The organism is Microtetraspora malaysiensis (assembly GCF_001528665.1).
Classification (GTDB): Bacteria; Actinomycetota; Actinomycetes; order Streptosporangiales; family Streptosporangiaceae; genus Microtetraspora_A; species Microtetraspora_A malaysiensis.
This window is the reverse complement of the sequence record NZ_BBYJ01000036.1, coordinates 74,817-91,002: the sequence shown is the minus strand read 5'-3', so window position 1 is coordinate 91,002 and position 16,186 is coordinate 74,817. Positions and strand designations below refer to the sequence as shown.

Below are 16,186 nucleotides of genomic sequence, written 5' to 3'. Positions count from 1 at the left end.
AGGCTGGCGCGGGCGGCGGCCAAGACCGAACGCCAGCACCTGACGATCTCCGACACCACCGATGGGATGGGCCGCGTCAGCGGGCTGCTCGACCCCGAGTTGAAGATGCAGCTGAAGACCTGGCTGGAACCTTTGGCGGTCAAAACCGACAGCACCGACCTGCGTAGCCGCCCCCGCCGTATGGCCGACGCCCTCGCCATCCGCCTATCGCAGGGCGGGCGGCGGACCGTGATGCACGTGTCGGTGACCGAGCAGGCCCTGACCGGGCAGTCGGAGGAGCCGGCCTTTTTGGAGGACGGCACCCCGATCCCCGCGCAGGATGCGCGCAGGATGGCCTACACCGCTGAACTCCGCAGGGTGCTCCGCGACGCGGACGGGATCATGAAGGATTTCGGGCGGGCACGCCGGCTGGCCTCGGCCGATCAGCGGGAAGCGATCCTGGCCATGTACCGGACCTGCTGCCGTGAAGGCTGCGACGTCCCCGCCTATCTGGCCGAGATCGACCACATCGAACCCTGGTACCCGGCCGGCCGCACGAACTTGGACAACCTCGCGCCGTTGTGTGCGGCGGACAACAAGTGGAAGTCCCGTCACCCCGATCGGGTAGAGGTGATCGATCAGGGCGACGGGACCGTGTCGATGCGGTTCCACCGGTATTCCAAGCTCCGCCCCCGACGCTGGACCGACAGACAGTGACCAACGGCCACTGAACAGCCATCCCGCGAACAGCGACTCGTGAGCCGTGATGGGCGAGGTTGATCGCGGCGGCCACCCGGTGATCAGGCCCCACCCACCCGCGGGCCGGCCGGCCCGGCAGCATGTCCGAACTCCACGCGCCAAGGCCTCACACGCCGGGGCACCGCGTGCCGGAACTCCCATGTGCCAGCGCTCCACCGCCAGGGCTCTACGCGCGGGGTATCCACATGCCATAACGGCACGAGCCGGGGCTGTACGCGCCAAGGCTCCACGCGCTGGAGTCCCGCCCGAGAGGGCGGCGGACAGGCAGTGATCGGCTTCATACGTCGGGGTCCAAACGGGGTCGCCGCGGGAGCCGGAGTGGCGCGGAGGGGGACGGGCGCAGGCGGGCGGGCGGGCGACGCGGCGACGTGTGCCGGGGCGGCAGCCGAAGGGCCTGCGGGCGGCAGCGCCTGGCACTGGGGTAGTGGGCCGCGCCCCTCAGGCGCTCGAACTTGAGCGAGGGCCAGCCGAGCTGTCCGAGAGGGGCGCCTCAGTGGACGTGACCCAGGCATGGGGCCCGAACACGGAGGCCCGGGGGTCGCCTTCTGACATGACGGCGAGGCTCGTGTGCGCAAGGCTTGCCGAAGGATGGGCCGCCGATGGGCGATAGTCGCCAATGAAGCCCGGTCCCCAGCTGGATAGTTTCGCGATGTGGGCGAACGCGTACTGATCGCACTGGGCGGAAACGCCATGACGTCTCCCGAGGGGAGCGCGTCGCCGGAGGACCAGCGCCAGGCGGTCGAGCAGGCCATGACGCACGTCGCCGCGCTCATCCGGGCCGGGCACGAGGTGATGTTGACGCACGGGAACGGCCCGCAGGTCGGCAACATCCTGCTCAAGAACCAGCTCGCCGCGCACGTCCTGCCGCCGGTGCCGCTGGACTGGTGCGTGGCCCAGACGCAGGGCACGATCGGCGTCCTCATCATGAACGCGCTGGAGCGCGCGCTCGCGCCGCGGCCCGCTCGGGTGGCCACCGTGGTGACCCGCACCCTGGTCGACCGGGACGACCGGGCGTTCGCCGATCCGGTGAAGCCGATCGGGCAGTACTTCGCCGAAGACGACGCCCGCCGCTTCGAGAAGCTGGGGCAGAGCTGGAAGCGACTCGAGCGCGGCTGGCGCAGAGTCGTCGCCTCGCCTGAGCCGATCGAGATCCTCGACGCCGCGCCGGCGATCGCCCTGATGGAGGCGGGCTACATCGTGGTCACGGCCGGAGGGGGCGGCGTGCCGGTCGTCCGCGCGCCGGACGGGACCCTGGAGGGCGTCGAGGCCGTCATTGACAAGGACCTCGCCGCCGCCGCGCTGGCGAGAGCCGTACGGGCGACGGCGCTGGTCATCGCGACGGACGTCCCGGGCGCGGTCGCCGGTTACGGAACGACCGCCGCCCGGCCGATCGGGAAGGTCGGCCTCGGCGAGTTGCGGCTGCTCCAGGCCGCCGGGCACTTCGCGAGCGGCAGCATGGGGCCAAAGGTGGAGGCCGCGTTGCGCTTCGTCGCGGGCGGCGGGCGGCGAGCCGTGATCACCTCGCTGGAGCACATCGGCACGGCCCTCGAGGAGCCCGCCGGAGCGATCGGGACGATCCTCGAGAAGTGAGCCACGCCCCGGGCGGCCTCGGCCCGACCACGACAACGACCATGACAGTTGGGTACGACGCCGGACGCGGTCCCCGTTCCAGACCCGGAACTGCCAACGACGAAGCCGCCGACAACAGACCCGGAACCGCCGACAACAGAGCCGACGAGCCGACGAAGACGACAACAGACCCGGAACTGCCGACGACGAAACCGCCGCCGACGAAGTCCACGACAGAAGCGCCGAAGACAGAGCGAGACGTCCGAGCCAGACAACGAAAGGTGCAGGAGATGCCGGATCCGATCGAGGTACGCAAGGTCGCCATCGAGAGCGTCACCGACGCCTCCGGGCTCGCGAAGCTGATCGACGACGGAGTGATCGAGGCCGACCGCGTGCTCGCGGTGATCGGCAAGACCGAGGGCAACGGCGGTGTGAACGACTACACCCGCATCCTCGCCGACCGCGCCTTCCGCGAGGTCCTGGTCAGCAAGGGGACGCGGACCGAGGAGGAGGCCAGGCAGGTGCCGCTCGTCTGGTCCGGCGGCACCGACGGCGTGCTCAGCCCCCACGCCACGATCTTCGCGACGGTCGACCCGGCGACCGCCGTACCGACCGACGAGCCGCGGCTCAGCGTCGGCGTGGCGATGAGCGAGGTGATCCTTCCCGAGGACATCGGCCGTCCGGCCATGGTGGAGAAGGTCGCCAGGGGAGTCCGTGAGGCGATGAAGATCGCGGGCATCGACGACCCGGCCGACGTCCACTACGTGCAGACCAAGACGCCGCTGCTGACGCTCGCGACCATCACCGACGCCAAGGAACGCGGCCACGCGGTCGCCACCGAGGACACCCTCAAGTCGATGGACATCTCCAACTCCACGACGGCGCTCGGCATCGCGGTCGCGCTCGGGGAGATCGAGATGCCCACGGCCGAGCAGATCCACAAGGACCTGTCGCTGTATTCGTCGGTGGCCTCGTGCTCGTCCGGCGTCGAGCTCGACCAGGCGCAGATCGTCGTCGTGGGCAACGTGCGCGGCATCGGCGGGCGTTACCGCGCCGGCCACTCCGTGATGAAGGACGCGCTGGACGCCGACGGCATCTGGGAGGCGATCCGCGACTCGGGCATCGAGCTGCCCGAGCGGCCGCACCCGAGCGACCTCGGCGGACGGCTGGTCAACGTCTTCATGAAGTGCGAGGCCGACCCTTCCGGGCGGGTGCGCGGCCGCCGCAATATCATGCTGGACGACTCCGACGTGCACTGGCACCGCCAGATCAAGGCCACGGTCGGCGGCGTCGCGGCGGCCGTGACCGGCGACCCGGCGATCTTCGTGTCGGTCGCGGCGGTCCACCAGGGGCCCTCCGGCGGCGGCCCCGTCATCGCCATCGCCGACCTTTCCTGATCGAGAACCCGTGCCCCCTCCGACCGGTGTGAGGAGGGGGCACGGGGGCGGGTAGGCTCGCGAATCGTGCTGACCATTCCGCAGCCGCTCGTGCCCGACGACGACGGCAGCGCCGACGCCGCCGTGGCCTCCGCGCTCTCCGCGTTCCAGGCCGGTACGGCGTCCGCCGCCGATGTGCTCCCGGCGATCAGCCAGGCCCGGCTTCTCGTGCCCGTGGTGGCGCTGCTCACCGAGTCCGAGATCGGCGGCCACGGGCTGAGGCAGGAGAAGGAAAGCGAGATGGCGCTGCCGAAGCTCGTCGGTAAGGACGGGCGGGAGGCGGTCCTCGCGTTCACCAGTACCGAGGCGCTGAAGATGTGGCGTCCGGACGCGCGGCCCATCCAGGCCGGCGGCCCGCAGGTGTGCCATGCCGCGCGGCAGGAGGGTACGGCGGCCGTGGTGATCGACGTCGCCGGGCCGATCCCGTTCGTGATCGAGGGTGGCATGCTGCAGGCCCTGGCCGCGATCGAGGACGTCAAACGCGACCCGTCGGCGCTGGACGGCCTCGCCGACGCGGTGCCCGGCATCACCGTCACCAAGATCGGCGAAGCGGCGCCGCGCCGCCGCTGGTTCCGGCGCGGGCGCGCCTCGTAGTTCTCCCTCGTTCTTCCTCGACCCGGCGCGGAGACCGCCGCGCGGGTTAGGGTCGCGGCGTGCCCCTCGCCGTCCTCGCCGCCTGCCTGCTCGGGCTGGCCGCCGGAGCGTTCGCCCGGGTCCTCGCCGACGGCTTCGGCGAGGATTCCGGCGCTCCCCGCCGCGAGGCGCGCGCCGCTGTCGCCCGGGCGGCGCGCATCCCTCCCCTTCCCCGCCGGCCGTACGTCGTGGAGGGGGTGACGGCGGCCGTCTTCGGGCTGCTGACCTGGCGGGCCGCCGGCCTGGCCGGCCCTCTGGACGCGGGGGCGATCGTCCCGGTCGCCCTGACGGCGGCCCTGCTGTACGCGGCGGTCGCCGGCGTGACACTCAGCCTGATCGACTGGCGGACCCGGCGGCTCCCTGACGCGATCACCCTGCCGTCGGTTCCCGTCCTGGCCGTCCTGCTCGCGCCCACCGGCCGCCTCGGCGCCGCACTGCTGTCGGGGCTCGCCCTCGCCGCCGCGTACGCCGTGCTGTGGTTCGTCCGGCCGGCGGCGCTGGGGCTGGGCGACGTGAAGCTCGCCGCGCTGGTCGGCATGGTGACCGGCGTGTTCGGGATGAACGCGGTGATCCTCGCCGCGGTCGGCGCGCACGTCCTGGGTGCCCTGTACGCGGCCGGGCTACTGATCACGCGGAGGGCGACCCGGGCGAGCGAGTTCCCGTTCGGCCCCTTCATGCTCGGAGCCGCGCTGCTCGCGGTCGTACTTCCGGTCGGGTAGACGCGCGCCCAGGTCACCGTTCCGCGCGGGGCGCGGAACGGAATCGCCGTCTCGCCTGGTGAGAGGGAGGGACGTCGCACTGCGAGACACATGGAAGACTTGTCATCATGCTGCGCTGGTTGACCGCCGGGGAGTCTCATGGCCCCGAACTCGTCGCGATCCTTGAAGGCCTGCCCGCCGGGGTGGAGGTGACCACGGCCGAGCTGGACGAGGCGCTGCGCCGCCGTCGTCTCGGTTACGGCCGCGGGGCGCGGATGAAGTTCGAGCAGGACGTGGTGTCCGTGGTCGGCGGCGTCCGGCACGGCCGCACGCTCGGCTCGCCGGTCGCGGTGCGGATCGGCAACACGGAGTGGCCCAAGTGGGAGACCGTGATGGCCGCCGACCCGGTGGACCCCGCGCTGCTTGAGGGCCAGGCGCGCAACGCGCCGAGGTCGCGCCCCAGGCCGGGCCACGCCGACCTCGCCGGCATGCAGAAGTACGGCTTCGACGACGCCCGTCCGGTGCTCGACCGGGCCAGCGCGCGGGAGACCGCCGCTCGCGTCGCGCTCGGCCAGGTCGCCCGGAACTTCCTCAAGCAGGCGCTCGGCGTCGAGATCGTCAGCCACGTCGTCTCCATCGGCGGCGCGGCCGCGCCCGAGGGCGTGATCCCCGAGCCGAAGGACCTCGCCGCCGTCGACGAGGACCCGGTGCGCTGCTTCGACCCGGCCGCGAGCGCGGCCATGGTCGCCGAGATCGACAAGGCGCACAAGGACGGCGACACGCTGGGCGGCGTCGTCGAGGTCGTCGCGTACGGCCTGCCGCCGGGCATCGGCGGTTACGGCCAGTGGGACCGGCGGCTGGACTCCCGGCTCGCCGGCGCGCTCATGGGCATTCAGGCGATCAAGGGCGTCGCCGTCGGCGACGGGTTCGAGACGGCCCGCCGTCCCGGTTCTCGCGCCCACGACGAGATCGTCAACACGCCGGACGGCGTGCGCCGGGTCACCAACCGGGCCGGCGGCATCGAGGGCGGCATGACCAACGGCGAGCCGCTGCGGGTCAGCGCCGCGATGAAGCCGATCTCCACGGTGCCGCGCGCGCTCGCCACGGTCGACGTGCGCACGGGCGAGGCCGCCAAGGCGCATCACGAGCGGTCGGACGTGTGCGCGGTGCCCGCCGCCGCCATCGTCGCCGAGGCGATGGTCGCCCTGGTGCTCGCCGACGCGGCCCTGGAGAAGTTCGGCGGCGACTCGGTGGAGGAGGTCGCCCGGAACCTCTCCGGCTACCTCTCCTCTCTGATCATCAAGTAGCCGCTCCCGACGACGGCGGGACGGCTCCCCGACATCCGCGTACGTCCGGCCGGAACGGGCCGGGGAAGGCTCGATAGGGTTCGTCACCATGGAATCGGCAGAAGAGCGGCGGCCCGCCGCGGTCCTCATCGGGCCGCCGGGATCAGGCAAGAGCACGGTCGGCACTCTGCTGGCCGAGCACCTCGGGGTCGGCTTCCGCGACACGGACGCCGACGTCGAGGCGGTCGCGGGCAAGTCGGTGAGCGACGTGTTCGTCGAAGACGGCGAGGAGCGGTTCCGCGAGCTGGAGGCGGCGGCCGTACGGGCCGCGCTGGAGGAGCATGACGGCGTGCTGTCGCTGGGCGGCGGCGCGATCCTCGATCCGGCCACCCAGGAGGCGCTGGCCGGGCACCGGGTCGTCTACCTGCAGGTGAAGCTCGACCAGGCGGTCAAGCGGGTCGGTCTCGCCTCGGCCCGCCCGCTGCTCGTGCTGAACCCGCGCAGCCAGCTCAGGAGGCTGATGGAGGAGCGCCGCCCGATCTACGAGCGGCTGGCCCGGGTGACCGTGGCCACGGACGAGCGCGAGCCCGCCGACATCGTCGCGGAGATCGAGAAGGAACTCGGATGAGCGCTGTCCGCACCCCGTGCGAGTCACGCCCGGGTGAGGTGGCCTCATGACCCCCACCCGCATCACCGTCCGGGGCGACAGCCCGTACGACGTCGTCGTGGGCACCGGCATCCTGGGCGAGCTGTCCGGGCTGCTCGGCGCCGCGGTGCGCACGGTCGCGGTGATTCACCCGGCGAGCCTGCCCGAGATCTCCCGCCCGGTCTGCGGCGCGCTGGAGGCGGCCGGGCTCGAGGTCGTCTCGCTGCCCGTGCCCGACGGCGAGCAGGCCAAGTCCGTCCATGTCGCCGCCGAGCTGTGGTCGGCGCTCGGCCGGTACGGCGTGACCAGGTCCGACGCGGTCGTCGGCGTGGGCGGGGGAGCGACCACCGACCTGGCCGGCTTCGTCGCGGCCACCTGGCTGCGCGGCATCCAGGTCGTGCAGGTCCCCACCACGCTCCTGGCCATGGTCGACGCGGCCGTCGGCGGCAAGACCGGCATCAACACGCCCGAGGGCAAGAACCTGGTCGGCTCGTTCCACCCGCCGAGGGGCGTCCTGTGCGACCTCGCCACGCTGGTCACCGTGCCGCGCGCGGACTACGTCGCGGGGCTCGCCGAGATCATCAAGGGCGGTTTCATCGCCGACCCGGTGATCCTGGACCTCATCGAGGACGACCCCGCCGGGGCGTGCACGCCCGAAGGCCGGCACACCCGCGAGCTGATCGAGCGCAAGGTCCAGGTCAAGGCCGACGTGGTCGGGGCCGACCTGCGCGAGAGCGGCCTCAGGGAGATCCTCAACTACGGTCACACGCTGGCCCACGCCATCGAGCGGGTCGAGGACTACCGCATCCGGCACGGCGAGGCCGTCGCCATCGGCCTGGTGTACGCCGCGGAGCTGTCCCGGCTCGACGGCCGGATCGGCGGCGAGATCGTCGAGCGGACCCGGTCCCTCCTCACCTCGGTCGGTCTTCCCACCGCGTACCGGAGGGAGGCGTGGCCGGCGCTGCGCGACCACATGCGGGTGGACAAGAAGAGCCGGGGCGCCCGGCTGCGCTTCGTGGTGCTGGACGGGCTGGCCCAGCCGTCCCGGCTGGAGGATCCGGCCGAGGAGCTGCTGGAGGCCGCCTACCACGAGGTCGCCCGGTGAGCCCCGTCCGTCTTTCCGTCCGTCTTTCCGGGGCCGGCCGCCCCGGCTTTCCCGACTCCGGCTCGCATGTGAAGGCGGTGCGCCGATGAGGCCCGTGCTGGTTCTGAACGGTCCCAACCTGGGACGCCTGGGAAGCCGCGAGCCGGACGTGTACGGCGCGCAGACCCTGGAGGACCTGGCCGCGCTCTGCCGGGAGACCGGCCGCGAGCTGGGGCTGTCCGTCGAGGTCCGGCAGACCGACGACGAGGCGGAGCTCATCGGGTGGATCCACGAGGCGGCGGACAGCAAGATCCCGGTCGTGCTGAACCCCGCCGCGTTCACGCACTACTCGTACGCGCTGCGCGACGCCATCGCGCAGCGGACCGCGCCGCTGGTGGAGGTGCACATCTCCAACCCGAACGCGCGGGAGGAGTTCCGCCACACCTCGGTCGTCGCGGCCGTCGCCACCGGCACGATCGCCGGTTTCGGCATGCGCTCGTACGTGCTCGCCCTGCACGCGATCGCCGAACTGCCGTCCTGAGCCGCCCCCGCGTTTCGCCCGCGTGACCGGCATGGGGAAAACTAGACGAAAGCTCGGTTGATTCGCGGCGTCTCGCGGCGCGGACGGCAGGGGCCGTCGAGGAAGGGCAGACAAGAGGGGGTTGGCGTGGCCTACACGTCGTACGTGGCCGTCGGGGACAGCTTCACCGAGGGGCTCAACGATCCCCCGATCCACGCGACGGGCGTGGACCCCGGGCAGGCCGAGCGGTTCCGCGGCTGGGCCGACCGCGTGGCCGAGCACCTCGGGCGGCTGCAGCCGGGCTTCCGCTACGCCAACCTGGCGATCCGGGGGAAGGTCCTGGACCAGATCATCGCGGAGCAGGTCCCGCTCGCCATGGAGATGCGGCCCGACCTCATCAGCTTCTGCGCCGGAGGCAACGACCTGCTCCGCCCGGGCAGCGACCCCGACCGGATGGCCAAGAAGCTCGGCGCGGCCGTACGCGATCTGCGGAGCACCGGAGCGGACGTGCTGCTGTTCACCGGGGTGGACCCGCGTGACACGCCCATCATGCGGCGGGCGCGGGGCACGTTCGCCACGTTCTACCTGCACGTCCGCTCCATCGCCGACCTGTACGGCTGCCACCTGGTGGACCAGTGGTCGATGCAGGGGCTGCGTGACTGGCGGGCGTGGAGCGACGACCGGCTGCACATGAACGAGCACGGCCATCGGATGGTCGCGGCGAAGGTCCTCGACGTGCTCGGCGTCCCGTCCGAGGACACGTGGCGTACGGCGTGGCCGCCGCGTGAGGACGTCGATCCGCGGGTGAAGCGCCGTGAGGACGCCCAGTGGGTGCGCGAGCACCTCGTCCCGTGGATCGGCCGGCGGCTCACCGGACGGTCGTCCGGTGACGGCCTCGGCGCCAAGCGCCCCGATCTGGCGCCGCTGGACTCCACCGGTTCGTGACGTCGTGCGGCCGCCGGCTCGGAGCGGGTGAACTGCGCGATCGGCCCCCACGAGGAGCGGCTCGCCGAGGCCGAGGCCTGCTCAAGGCCTGCTCAAGGTGCCGGACGGTGTGACCCGCGCCGGGGCCGCGCGTACCGGGCCGGGGCCCCGATCGCCGTTGACGTGGCGCCGGTCGGCGTGACCCATGCCGGGGAGATTCGCGCCGGGGAGATTCGCGCTGGAGGTCGCGGGGGAGAGCGCTCTATCGTGTGATCATGCGGCTCCGTGATATCCACATTTATCCACTTAAGTCGGCTTCTGGCGTGCCGGTGGACGCGGCGACCATCGAGCCGTGGGGCCTCGACGGAGATCGCCGATGGGCCGTCATCGGTGACGACGGTGACAACCACTGGCTGGGTGAGTTCCCGCGCATGCTCTCCGTCACGGCGCGCAACCTCCAGGACGGCGGTCTCCACCTGGCCGCGCCCGGCCTGCCCGAGCTGGTGGTGCCGCCCGCGACCGGCCCCCGCGTCCCCGTGGGCTTCACGGGGCTGGACCACGCGGTGGCCGCCGACGCGGCGGCGCACGCCTGGTTCTCCACCCTGCTCGGCCTGCCGGCCCGCCTCGTGTGGCTCGACGACCCCCGGCGCCGCTCCATCGATCCCCGGCACGGCGGGCTGCCCGGCGAGGTGGTCAGCTTCGCGTGGGACGCGCCCCTGCTGCTGACATCGGCGTCGTCCCTCCGGCGGCTCGACGAGTGGATCGCCGCCGGGGCGGCGGAACACGGCGAGGAGCTCCCCGGACCCCTCTCCATGGTCCGCTTCCGGCCCAACGTGGTCGTCGAGGGCGCCGAGCCGTACGAGGAGGACGGCTGGGCCGAGGTCCGCATCGGCGAGGTCGACTTCCGGGTGTCGGAGAGATGCGACCGCTGCGCCGTCACCACGATCGCCCCGGACACCTGGGTGAAGGGGAAGGAGCCGATCCGCACCCTGGCCCGGCACCGCAGGTGGGACGGCAAGACCTGGTTCGGCGTCCGCCTGGTCCCGCGCGCGCCGGGGAAGATCGCCGTCGGCGGCCCGGTCACCGTCCTGTCGCGCGCCTCGTCCGCCTGAACCGGGCGGGCCGTCCGCGCCGCACGGCACCGGCCCAGTGGACGGGAGCGGCGGACGCGGCAGGGCCGGGGCTCAGGAGGCGGAGAGGCGGCGCAGCGCGTCGCGCACCTTCGCCGGGTCGCTGGTCCGCCAGAACGGCGGCAGCGAGCCCAGCAGGAAGCCGGCGTAGCGGGCGGTGGCCAGCCGCGGATCGAGGACTGCGACCACACCCCGGTCGGTCATCGACCGCAGCAGCCGCCCCGCGCCCTGGGCGAGGAGCAGCGCGGCGTGCGTGGCGGCGACGCTCATGAAGCCGTTCCCGCCCTTGGCGGCGACGTGGCGCTGCCGGGCCGAGGCGAGCGGATCGTCGGGACGCGGGAACGGGATCCGGTCGATGATCACGAGGGTGAGCGAGGGGCCGGGGACGTCCACGCCCTGCCACAGCGACAGCGTGCCGAAAAGGCAGGTCGCCGGATCGGCCGAGAACTGCTTCACCAGCAGCGACGTGGAGTCGTCGCCCTGGCAGAGCAGCGGCACGTCCAGCCGCTCGCGCAGCGCCTCGGTGGCGGCCTTGGCGGCCCGCATCGAGGAGAACAACCCCAGGGTGCGCCCGCCCGCCGCCTCGATCAGCTCGGTGATCTCGTCGAGGTACGCCTCGGGCAGGCCGTCGCGCCCCGGCTGCGGCAGATGCTTGGCGACGTACAGGATGCCGCTGCGCGGGTGGTCGAACGGCGAGCCGACGTCGAGGCCGGTCCAGTCGTCGCTGAGGCCCCACTGCCGGGCCATGCCGTCGAACGAGCCGCCGAGGGCCAGCGTGGCGCTGGTGAGGATCACGGTCCGGTCGCCGAACAACTTGTCGCGGAGCATCCCGCCGACCGACAGCGGGGCCACCCGGAGCGTCGGCGGCACCCGGCCGTGCCCGGCGTCCAGCCAGACCACCTCGGCGCGGTCGGCCTCGGACTCGACGCCGAACGCGTCGAGCATGCGTTGCGCGGTGTCGTGGACCTCGTCCAGCGCGGTGAACGCCGCCTTGCGCGCGCCCGCGTTCTCCGGGTCGTCCTTGTCCTTGTTGCGCGGGCCGAGGGCGGTGATGCAGCCGAACGCCGCGTCCCGTACGAGCGCGAGGGTGAGGCCGAGGGACTGGGGGAGGTCGTCGACCCGCCCCGGCGGGGCCGCCGTGAGCAGCGCGCCGAGATCCTCGCCGGCCTCCTTGAGCCGGTCGGCCACGCCCTGCTCGAGCAGCCTGCCCGACCGGCGGACCGCGAGCCCGACGCTGCTCTCGGAGAGCTCGTCGGTGACCACGGAGGTCACCCGGTCGACCAGCTCGTGCGCCTCGTCCACCACCACCACGTCGTGCTCGGGCAGGATGGCGAAGTCCTCCATGGCGTCGATCGCGAGCAGCGCGTGGTTGGTGACCACGACGTCCGCCTCGCCCGCCCGCTGCCGGGCCAGCTCGGCGAAGCACTCTGCGCCGCTTGGGCACCGCTGCGCCCCCAGGCACTCCTTGGCGTTGACGGAGAACTGCCGCCAGGCGAGGTCGCTGACGCCGGGGACCAACTCGTCCCGGTCGCCGGTCTCGGTCTCGTTCGCCCACTCCTGGATCCGCTGGACCATCCGCCCGGTGGCGCTCACCTCGCGCGGGTCGAAGAGCTGGTCCTCCTCGTCGTCCGGCATGCCGGCGGACGCCTTGTACTGGCAGAGGTAGTTGCGCCGCCCCTTGAGGATCGCGAAGTCGGGCTTGTGCGGCAGGTGCGGCTCCAGCGTCTCCGCCAGCCGGGGGAGGTCGCGATCGACGAGCTGGCGTTGCAGCGCGATCGTGGCGGTCGAGACCACGATCGCGTCGCCGGTCTCCATGGCGTGCCTGATCGCGGGGACGAGATAGGCGAGCGACTTGCCGGTGCCCGTGCCCGCCTGGACGGCCAGATGCCGCTCGCTCTCGACCGCCTCCTGTACGGCGCATGCCATCGTCACCTGACCAGGCCGCTCGGCGCCTCCGAGGCCGGTCACCGCCACGGTGAGCAGCTTGTCGACAGGGGGCAGCGCGATCTTGGAGTCACTGGATGGCACGGGAGAACGGTACCCGCTGTCGCCGACATTCGTTGCTCCGCGTCATGCCCGGCGGCCCGATTCCGGGGGCTCCACGTCCGTGTCCCGAAGGGCCGTTTCGCCGCGTCCTGGCCGCGTCCCGGCCGCGTCGCGGCCACGTCCCGGCGTCTCCTCCGGGGACTTCTGACGGCTCCGGTAATCGCTCCTGCCGGCTTCTGTGACGGGGCCGCCACATCCCGGCGTTCCCGGTTCGGAGGAGCGGGGCGCGTGGCACACTTGCGGGCGAGCCCCACACGGTCAAGTAACGATCTACCCGGTACGGGGCCGGGGGCTCCGAAACGGTGCCGGAACAGGCGTTACTGTAGGGATTCCCGTGGTCGAGTGGACGGATAAGGGCAGGTAAAGGCACTATGTCCTCCATGTCGGAAGTTGTCCCACTGCCATCGTTCGGTGAGGTGTTCTTCGACGCCCGTGGTCAGGACCGCGTGCTCCGGGTCACCTGGCACGAGGGAACGCTGGTTCTCAGCCTCTGGCGGGGCGAGATGTGCACCGCCAGTTTCCGCATGCCCATGGCCGACGTCGGGCGTCTCATCGACACCCTGGACGACGGCTTCACCGAGGCCGGCGGCCAATACGACGAAGAGCCCCGAACCGGTCCGCTGCCGCAGGTCAACACGGGCGAGTACCCCGGCACCGGCCAGTACCAGCGGCCGCAGCTCCCTGATCAGGGATACCCGCCACAGCAGGGGCAGGAGGGGTACGGCGCGGCCGACCAGGGCGCGGCGCCGTACCAGCAGGAGCCCCAGGCCCCCGCGTACGCGCAGGCCGGGCCGGACGGCGGCTACGGCCAGGCGGACGACGGTTACGCCCAGCAGGACGGCGGCTACGGATACGCCGACGGGGGCTACGGGCACCCCGACGGCGGGTACGGGCGCGCGGACGCGGGCTACGACCAGCAGCCCGAGGGCGGCTACCCCGACAACGGCTACGGCCAGCAGGACGGCGGATACCCGCAGGCCGGGCCGGACTACGGGCGCCCCGGTCCCGAATACGGCCAGCCGGAGCCGGACTACGGCCGCCAGGGCGGCGAGTACGGCCAGCCCGAGCCCGACTACGGCCGTCCCGAGTACGGCCAGCCGGAACCGGACTACGGCAAGCAGCCGCCGTACCAGCAGGAGTCCGCTCCGGCCGCGGTCGGTCCGAACGACGTGCTCGTGGCGCGGGGCAATCCCGGCCGCGACCGGCGCGCGGCCGCACCGACCGACAGCGTTCCGAGAGAGAACCTGATCGTGGGCGACTCCCTGCCCTACGACCCCACCCCGCCGGGATACGGCCAGTACGACACAGGCCAGTACGAGACCGGTAGGTATGAGCCGCCGGGCCAGTACGACCGGGACCAGAACGAGACCGGCAGGTACGAGCCGCCGGGCCAGTACGACCGGGACCAGAACGAGACCGGCAGGTATGAGCGACCGGGCCAGTACGACCGGGACCAGAACGAGACCGGCAGGTATGAGCGACCGGGCCAGTACGACCCGCAGCCCCGGTCCGGGGACCCCTCCGGCGGCGGGTACGAGCCGGGGGAGCCGGTGTACCAGTTCCCCTCGCCGGTCCCGGGCCGTCCGGCCTACCGGTTCGATCCCGAGCCCTACCCGCAGCAGGGACAGCCGCAGCAGGGACAGCAGCAGCCCCAGCCGGGCCAGCCGCAGGCCGCACCGTCCACCGGTGTGGACCCGAACGACCCGCTCGGACTGGGCGCCCCGGCGTCGCGCCAGACCGACCCGTCGCTGACCCGGCCCTACGTCCAGGACCCGATGTACAGCACCGGCGAGCGGACGCGCCCCGAGCCGCGGGACGAGCGCGACTGGTGACGGGGACCGCCCGGCGTCTGTGACGACCACGCGAGTACGCTCGACGGTTGATGGACATCTCGACGGTCGCCGGGCTGGTCCTGCTGGCCGTCGGCGCGCTCGTGGTCGCCGGGACCGCCAGGAGACGGGACCTGTCGGCTCCCTTGCTGCTGGTGATCGTCGGACTGGTCCTGTCGTATGTGCCGGGCGTGCCCGAATACCGGCTCAACCCCGACGTCGTCCTGCTGGTGTTCCTCCCGCCCCTGCTGTACTCGGCGGCGCTGGACAGCTCCTATCTGCGGCTGCGGGACACGGCGCGCGCGGTGGGTCTGCTCTCGGTGGGCCTGGTGCTGTTCACCACCGTCGTGATCGGCATGGTCGCGCACCTGATGATCCCGAGGCTGCCGCTCGCGGCCGCCTTCGCGCTCGGGGCGATCGTGGCGCCGCCGGACGCGGTCGCCGCGGTCGCCATCGGCCGCCGGCTCGGCCTGCCGCGGCGGCCGCTCACCATCCTGATCGGTGAGAGCCTGTTCAACGACGCCACCGCCCTCACCGCGTTCCGCGTGGCGGTCGGCGCGGTGGTCGGCACGGGCGTCGGCCTGGTCCAGGCGGGCGGGGCGTTCCTCTACGCCGCCGGTGCCGGGGTGGCGATCGGGCTCGCCATCGCGTACGTGGCCGGGCTGGTGCTGCGCAGGCTCACCGACGCGCTCGTCACCAACGGGATGTCGCTGCTGCTGCCGTACGTCGCGTACCTGGCCGGGGAACTGGCGCACGCCTCCGGCGTCATCGCCGTGGTGATCGTGGGCCTGTACCTCGGCTATCGGATGAGTCGCTCGACCTACGGGACCCGGCTGCTGTCCAACGCGGTCTGGCAGGTGGCCGACTTCATCCTGGAATCGATCGTCTTCATCCTCATCGGCCTGCAACTCCGGCCGATCGTGCTCGGGCTGAAGGGGGAGAGCCCGGCCCGGATCGTGACGTACGCGCTGGTCCTGCTGCTGGTGGCGGTGGTGGCGCGGGTCGTCTGGATGATCCCCTCGACGTACGTGCCGCGGATCCTGTCCAAGAGGATCAGGCGGCGCGAACCCGTCCGGCCGCCCTGGCGGCACGTGGTGGTCCTGAGCTGGGCGGGGATGCGGGGCGTGGTCTCGCTCGCCGCCGCGTTCGCCCTGCCGCAGGATTTTCCCGAGCGCGATCTGCTGCTGTTCGTGACGTTCGTCATCGTCATCGGCACGCTGGTCGTCCAGGGGTTGTCCTTCCCCTGGCTGATCAGGAAGCTGGGCGTGTCCAACGAGCGCGAGCGCTACCAGGACGACCTGCACGAGGCCGCCGCGCAGCAGGCCGCCGCCGACGCCGCGCTGGCCCGGCTGGACGAGATGCTCGCGGAGAGCGTCCTGGACGTCCACGAGGAGGTCGTCGAGGTGCTGCGTGCCCGGACCGAGCGCAGGGCGCTGCACGCCTGGGAGCGGCTGGGCGGCGGCACCGGACCGGAGGGGGAGGAGACGCCGGCGTCGCTCTACCGGCGGCTGCGCCGCGAGATGATCGACACCGAGCGAGACGTGATCATCCGGCTCCGCGACGAGCGCCGCATCGACGACGAGGTGCTGCGGCGGATGATGCAGGAGCTCGACTTCGAGGAGGCCACGCTCGTCCGCGACTGATCAC

The 16,186-nt window shown here is 72.4% G+C and carries 14 protein-coding genes; 13 read left to right on the top strand and 1 reads right to left on the bottom strand.

Going from position 1 to position 16,186, the window contains the following annotated elements:
* The 11 genes from AWQ71_RS35665 to AWQ71_RS35615 form a co-directional block, all read left to right on the top strand.
* The coding region (locus AWQ71_RS35665) for an HNH endonuclease signature motif containing protein (protein ID WP_157570766.1) at nt 1–696 on the top strand (696 nt) is incomplete at its 5' end.
* Nucleotides 697–1,389: 693 nt separating this feature from the next.
* Entirely contained in the window at nt 1,390–2,328 is a 939-nt protein-coding gene (locus tag AWQ71_RS35660; protein WP_245658820.1) for a carbamate kinase, read from the top strand.
* A 269-nt stretch (nt 2,329–2,597) separates the two neighbouring features.
* Nucleotides 2,598–3,704 (top strand): barbiturase, encoded by a 1,107-nt coding sequence (gene bar, locus AWQ71_RS35655; RefSeq protein ID WP_067142433.1) that lies wholly within the window; start codon nt 2,598–2,600, stop codon nt 3,702–3,704.
* Between the two features lie 66 nt (nt 3,705–3,770).
* On the top strand, nt 3,771–4,337 hold the full coding sequence (locus AWQ71_RS35650; RefSeq protein ID WP_067142392.1) for an SseB family protein: 567 nt from the start codon (nt 3,771–3,773) through the stop codon (nt 4,335–4,337).
* Between the two features lie 59 nt (nt 4,338–4,396).
* Complete coding sequence (locus tag AWQ71_RS35645; protein WP_067142389.1) at nt 4,397–5,095, top strand: prepilin peptidase; 699 nt, start codon at nt 4,397–4,399, stop codon at nt 5,093–5,095.
* A 107-nt stretch (nt 5,096–5,202) separates the two neighbouring features.
* Nucleotides 5,203–6,381, top strand: a complete 1,179-nt coding sequence (gene aroC, locus AWQ71_RS35640; protein ID WP_067142386.1) for a chorismate synthase — start codon at nt 5,203–5,205, stop codon at nt 6,379–6,381.
* Nucleotides 6,382–6,469: 88 nt separating this feature from the next.
* Nucleotides 6,470–6,988: a shikimate kinase gene (locus AWQ71_RS35635; RefSeq protein ID WP_067142384.1), complete on the top strand. Its 519-nt coding sequence runs from the start codon at nt 6,470–6,472 to the stop codon at nt 6,986–6,988.
* 46 nt (nt 6,989–7,034) lie between these two features.
* Entirely contained in the window at nt 7,035–8,111 is a 1,077-nt protein-coding gene (gene aroB, locus AWQ71_RS35630) for a 3-dehydroquinate synthase (protein WP_067142381.1), read from the top strand.
* A gap of 85 nt (nt 8,112–8,196) precedes the next feature.
* Nucleotides 8,197–8,631 carry a type II 3-dehydroquinate dehydratase gene (gene aroQ / locus AWQ71_RS35625; RefSeq protein ID WP_067142378.1) on the top strand — a complete coding sequence of 145 codons (435 nt, stop codon included), beginning with the start codon at nt 8,197–8,199 and terminating at the stop codon, nt 8,629–8,631.
* A gap of 126 nt (nt 8,632–8,757) precedes the next feature.
* A complete protein-coding gene (locus tag AWQ71_RS35620) occupies nt 8,758–9,555 on the top strand; it encodes an SGNH/GDSL hydrolase family protein (RefSeq protein ID WP_067142375.1) in 798 nt (265 codons plus the stop codon).
* A gap of 254 nt (nt 9,556–9,809) precedes the next feature.
* Nucleotides 9,810–10,646, top strand: coding sequence for an MOSC domain-containing protein (locus tag AWQ71_RS35615; protein WP_067142429.1), 837 nt, complete (start codon nt 9,810–9,812; stop codon nt 10,644–10,646).
* A gap of 72 nt (nt 10,647–10,718) precedes the next feature.
* Here AWQ71_RS35615 and AWQ71_RS35610 read toward each other — a convergent pair whose 3' ends face one another.
* Nucleotides 10,719–12,692 carry an ATP-dependent DNA helicase gene (locus AWQ71_RS35610; RefSeq protein WP_067142372.1) on the bottom strand — a complete coding sequence of 658 codons (1,974 nt, stop codon included), beginning with the start codon at nt 12,690–12,692 and terminating at the stop codon, nt 10,719–10,721.
* A 398-nt stretch (nt 12,693–13,090) separates the two neighbouring features.
* On the opposite strand from AWQ71_RS35610, the gene AWQ71_RS35605 reads away from it, so the two are divergent.
* Entirely contained in the window at nt 13,091–14,542 is a 1,452-nt protein-coding gene (locus tag AWQ71_RS35605) for a chromosomal replication initiator protein DnaA (protein ID WP_157570765.1), read from the top strand.
* Between the two features lie 50 nt (nt 14,543–14,592).
* Nucleotides 14,593–16,182 carry a Na+/H+ antiporter gene (locus tag AWQ71_RS35600; RefSeq protein WP_067142366.1) on the top strand — a complete coding sequence of 530 codons (1,590 nt, stop codon included), beginning with the start codon at nt 14,593–14,595 and terminating at the stop codon, nt 16,180–16,182.
* Nucleotides 16,183–16,186 lie beyond the last annotated feature (4 nt).

What these genes read in the sequence shown, in the direction of transcription:
- bar (WP_067142433.1), top strand. Translation starts at nt 2,598, where the DNA reads ATGCCGGATCCGATCGAGGTACGCAAGGTCGCCATCGAGAGCGTCACC.
- aroQ (WP_067142378.1), top strand. Translation starts at nt 8,197, where the DNA reads ATGAGGCCCGTGCTGGTTCTGAACGGTCCCAACCTGGGACGCCTGGGA.
- aroC (WP_067142386.1), top strand. Translation starts at nt 5,203, where the DNA reads ATGCTGCGCTGGTTGACCGCCGGGGAGTCTCATGGCCCCGAACTCGTC.
- AWQ71_RS35615 (WP_067142429.1), top strand. Translation starts at nt 9,810, where the DNA reads ATGCGGCTCCGTGATATCCACATTTATCCACTTAAGTCGGCTTCTGGC.
- aroB (WP_067142381.1), top strand. Translation starts at nt 7,035, where the DNA reads ATGACCCCCACCCGCATCACCGTCCGGGGCGACAGCCCGTACGACGTC.
- AWQ71_RS35635 (WP_067142384.1), top strand. Translation starts at nt 6,470, where the DNA reads ATGGAATCGGCAGAAGAGCGGCGGCCCGCCGCGGTCCTCATCGGGCCG.
- AWQ71_RS35600 (WP_067142366.1), top strand. Translation starts at nt 14,593, where the DNA reads ATGGACATCTCGACGGTCGCCGGGCTGGTCCTGCTGGCCGTCGGCGCG.
- AWQ71_RS35605 (WP_157570765.1), top strand. Translation starts at nt 13,091, where the DNA reads ATGTCGGAAGTTGTCCCACTGCCATCGTTCGGTGAGGTGTTCTTCGAC.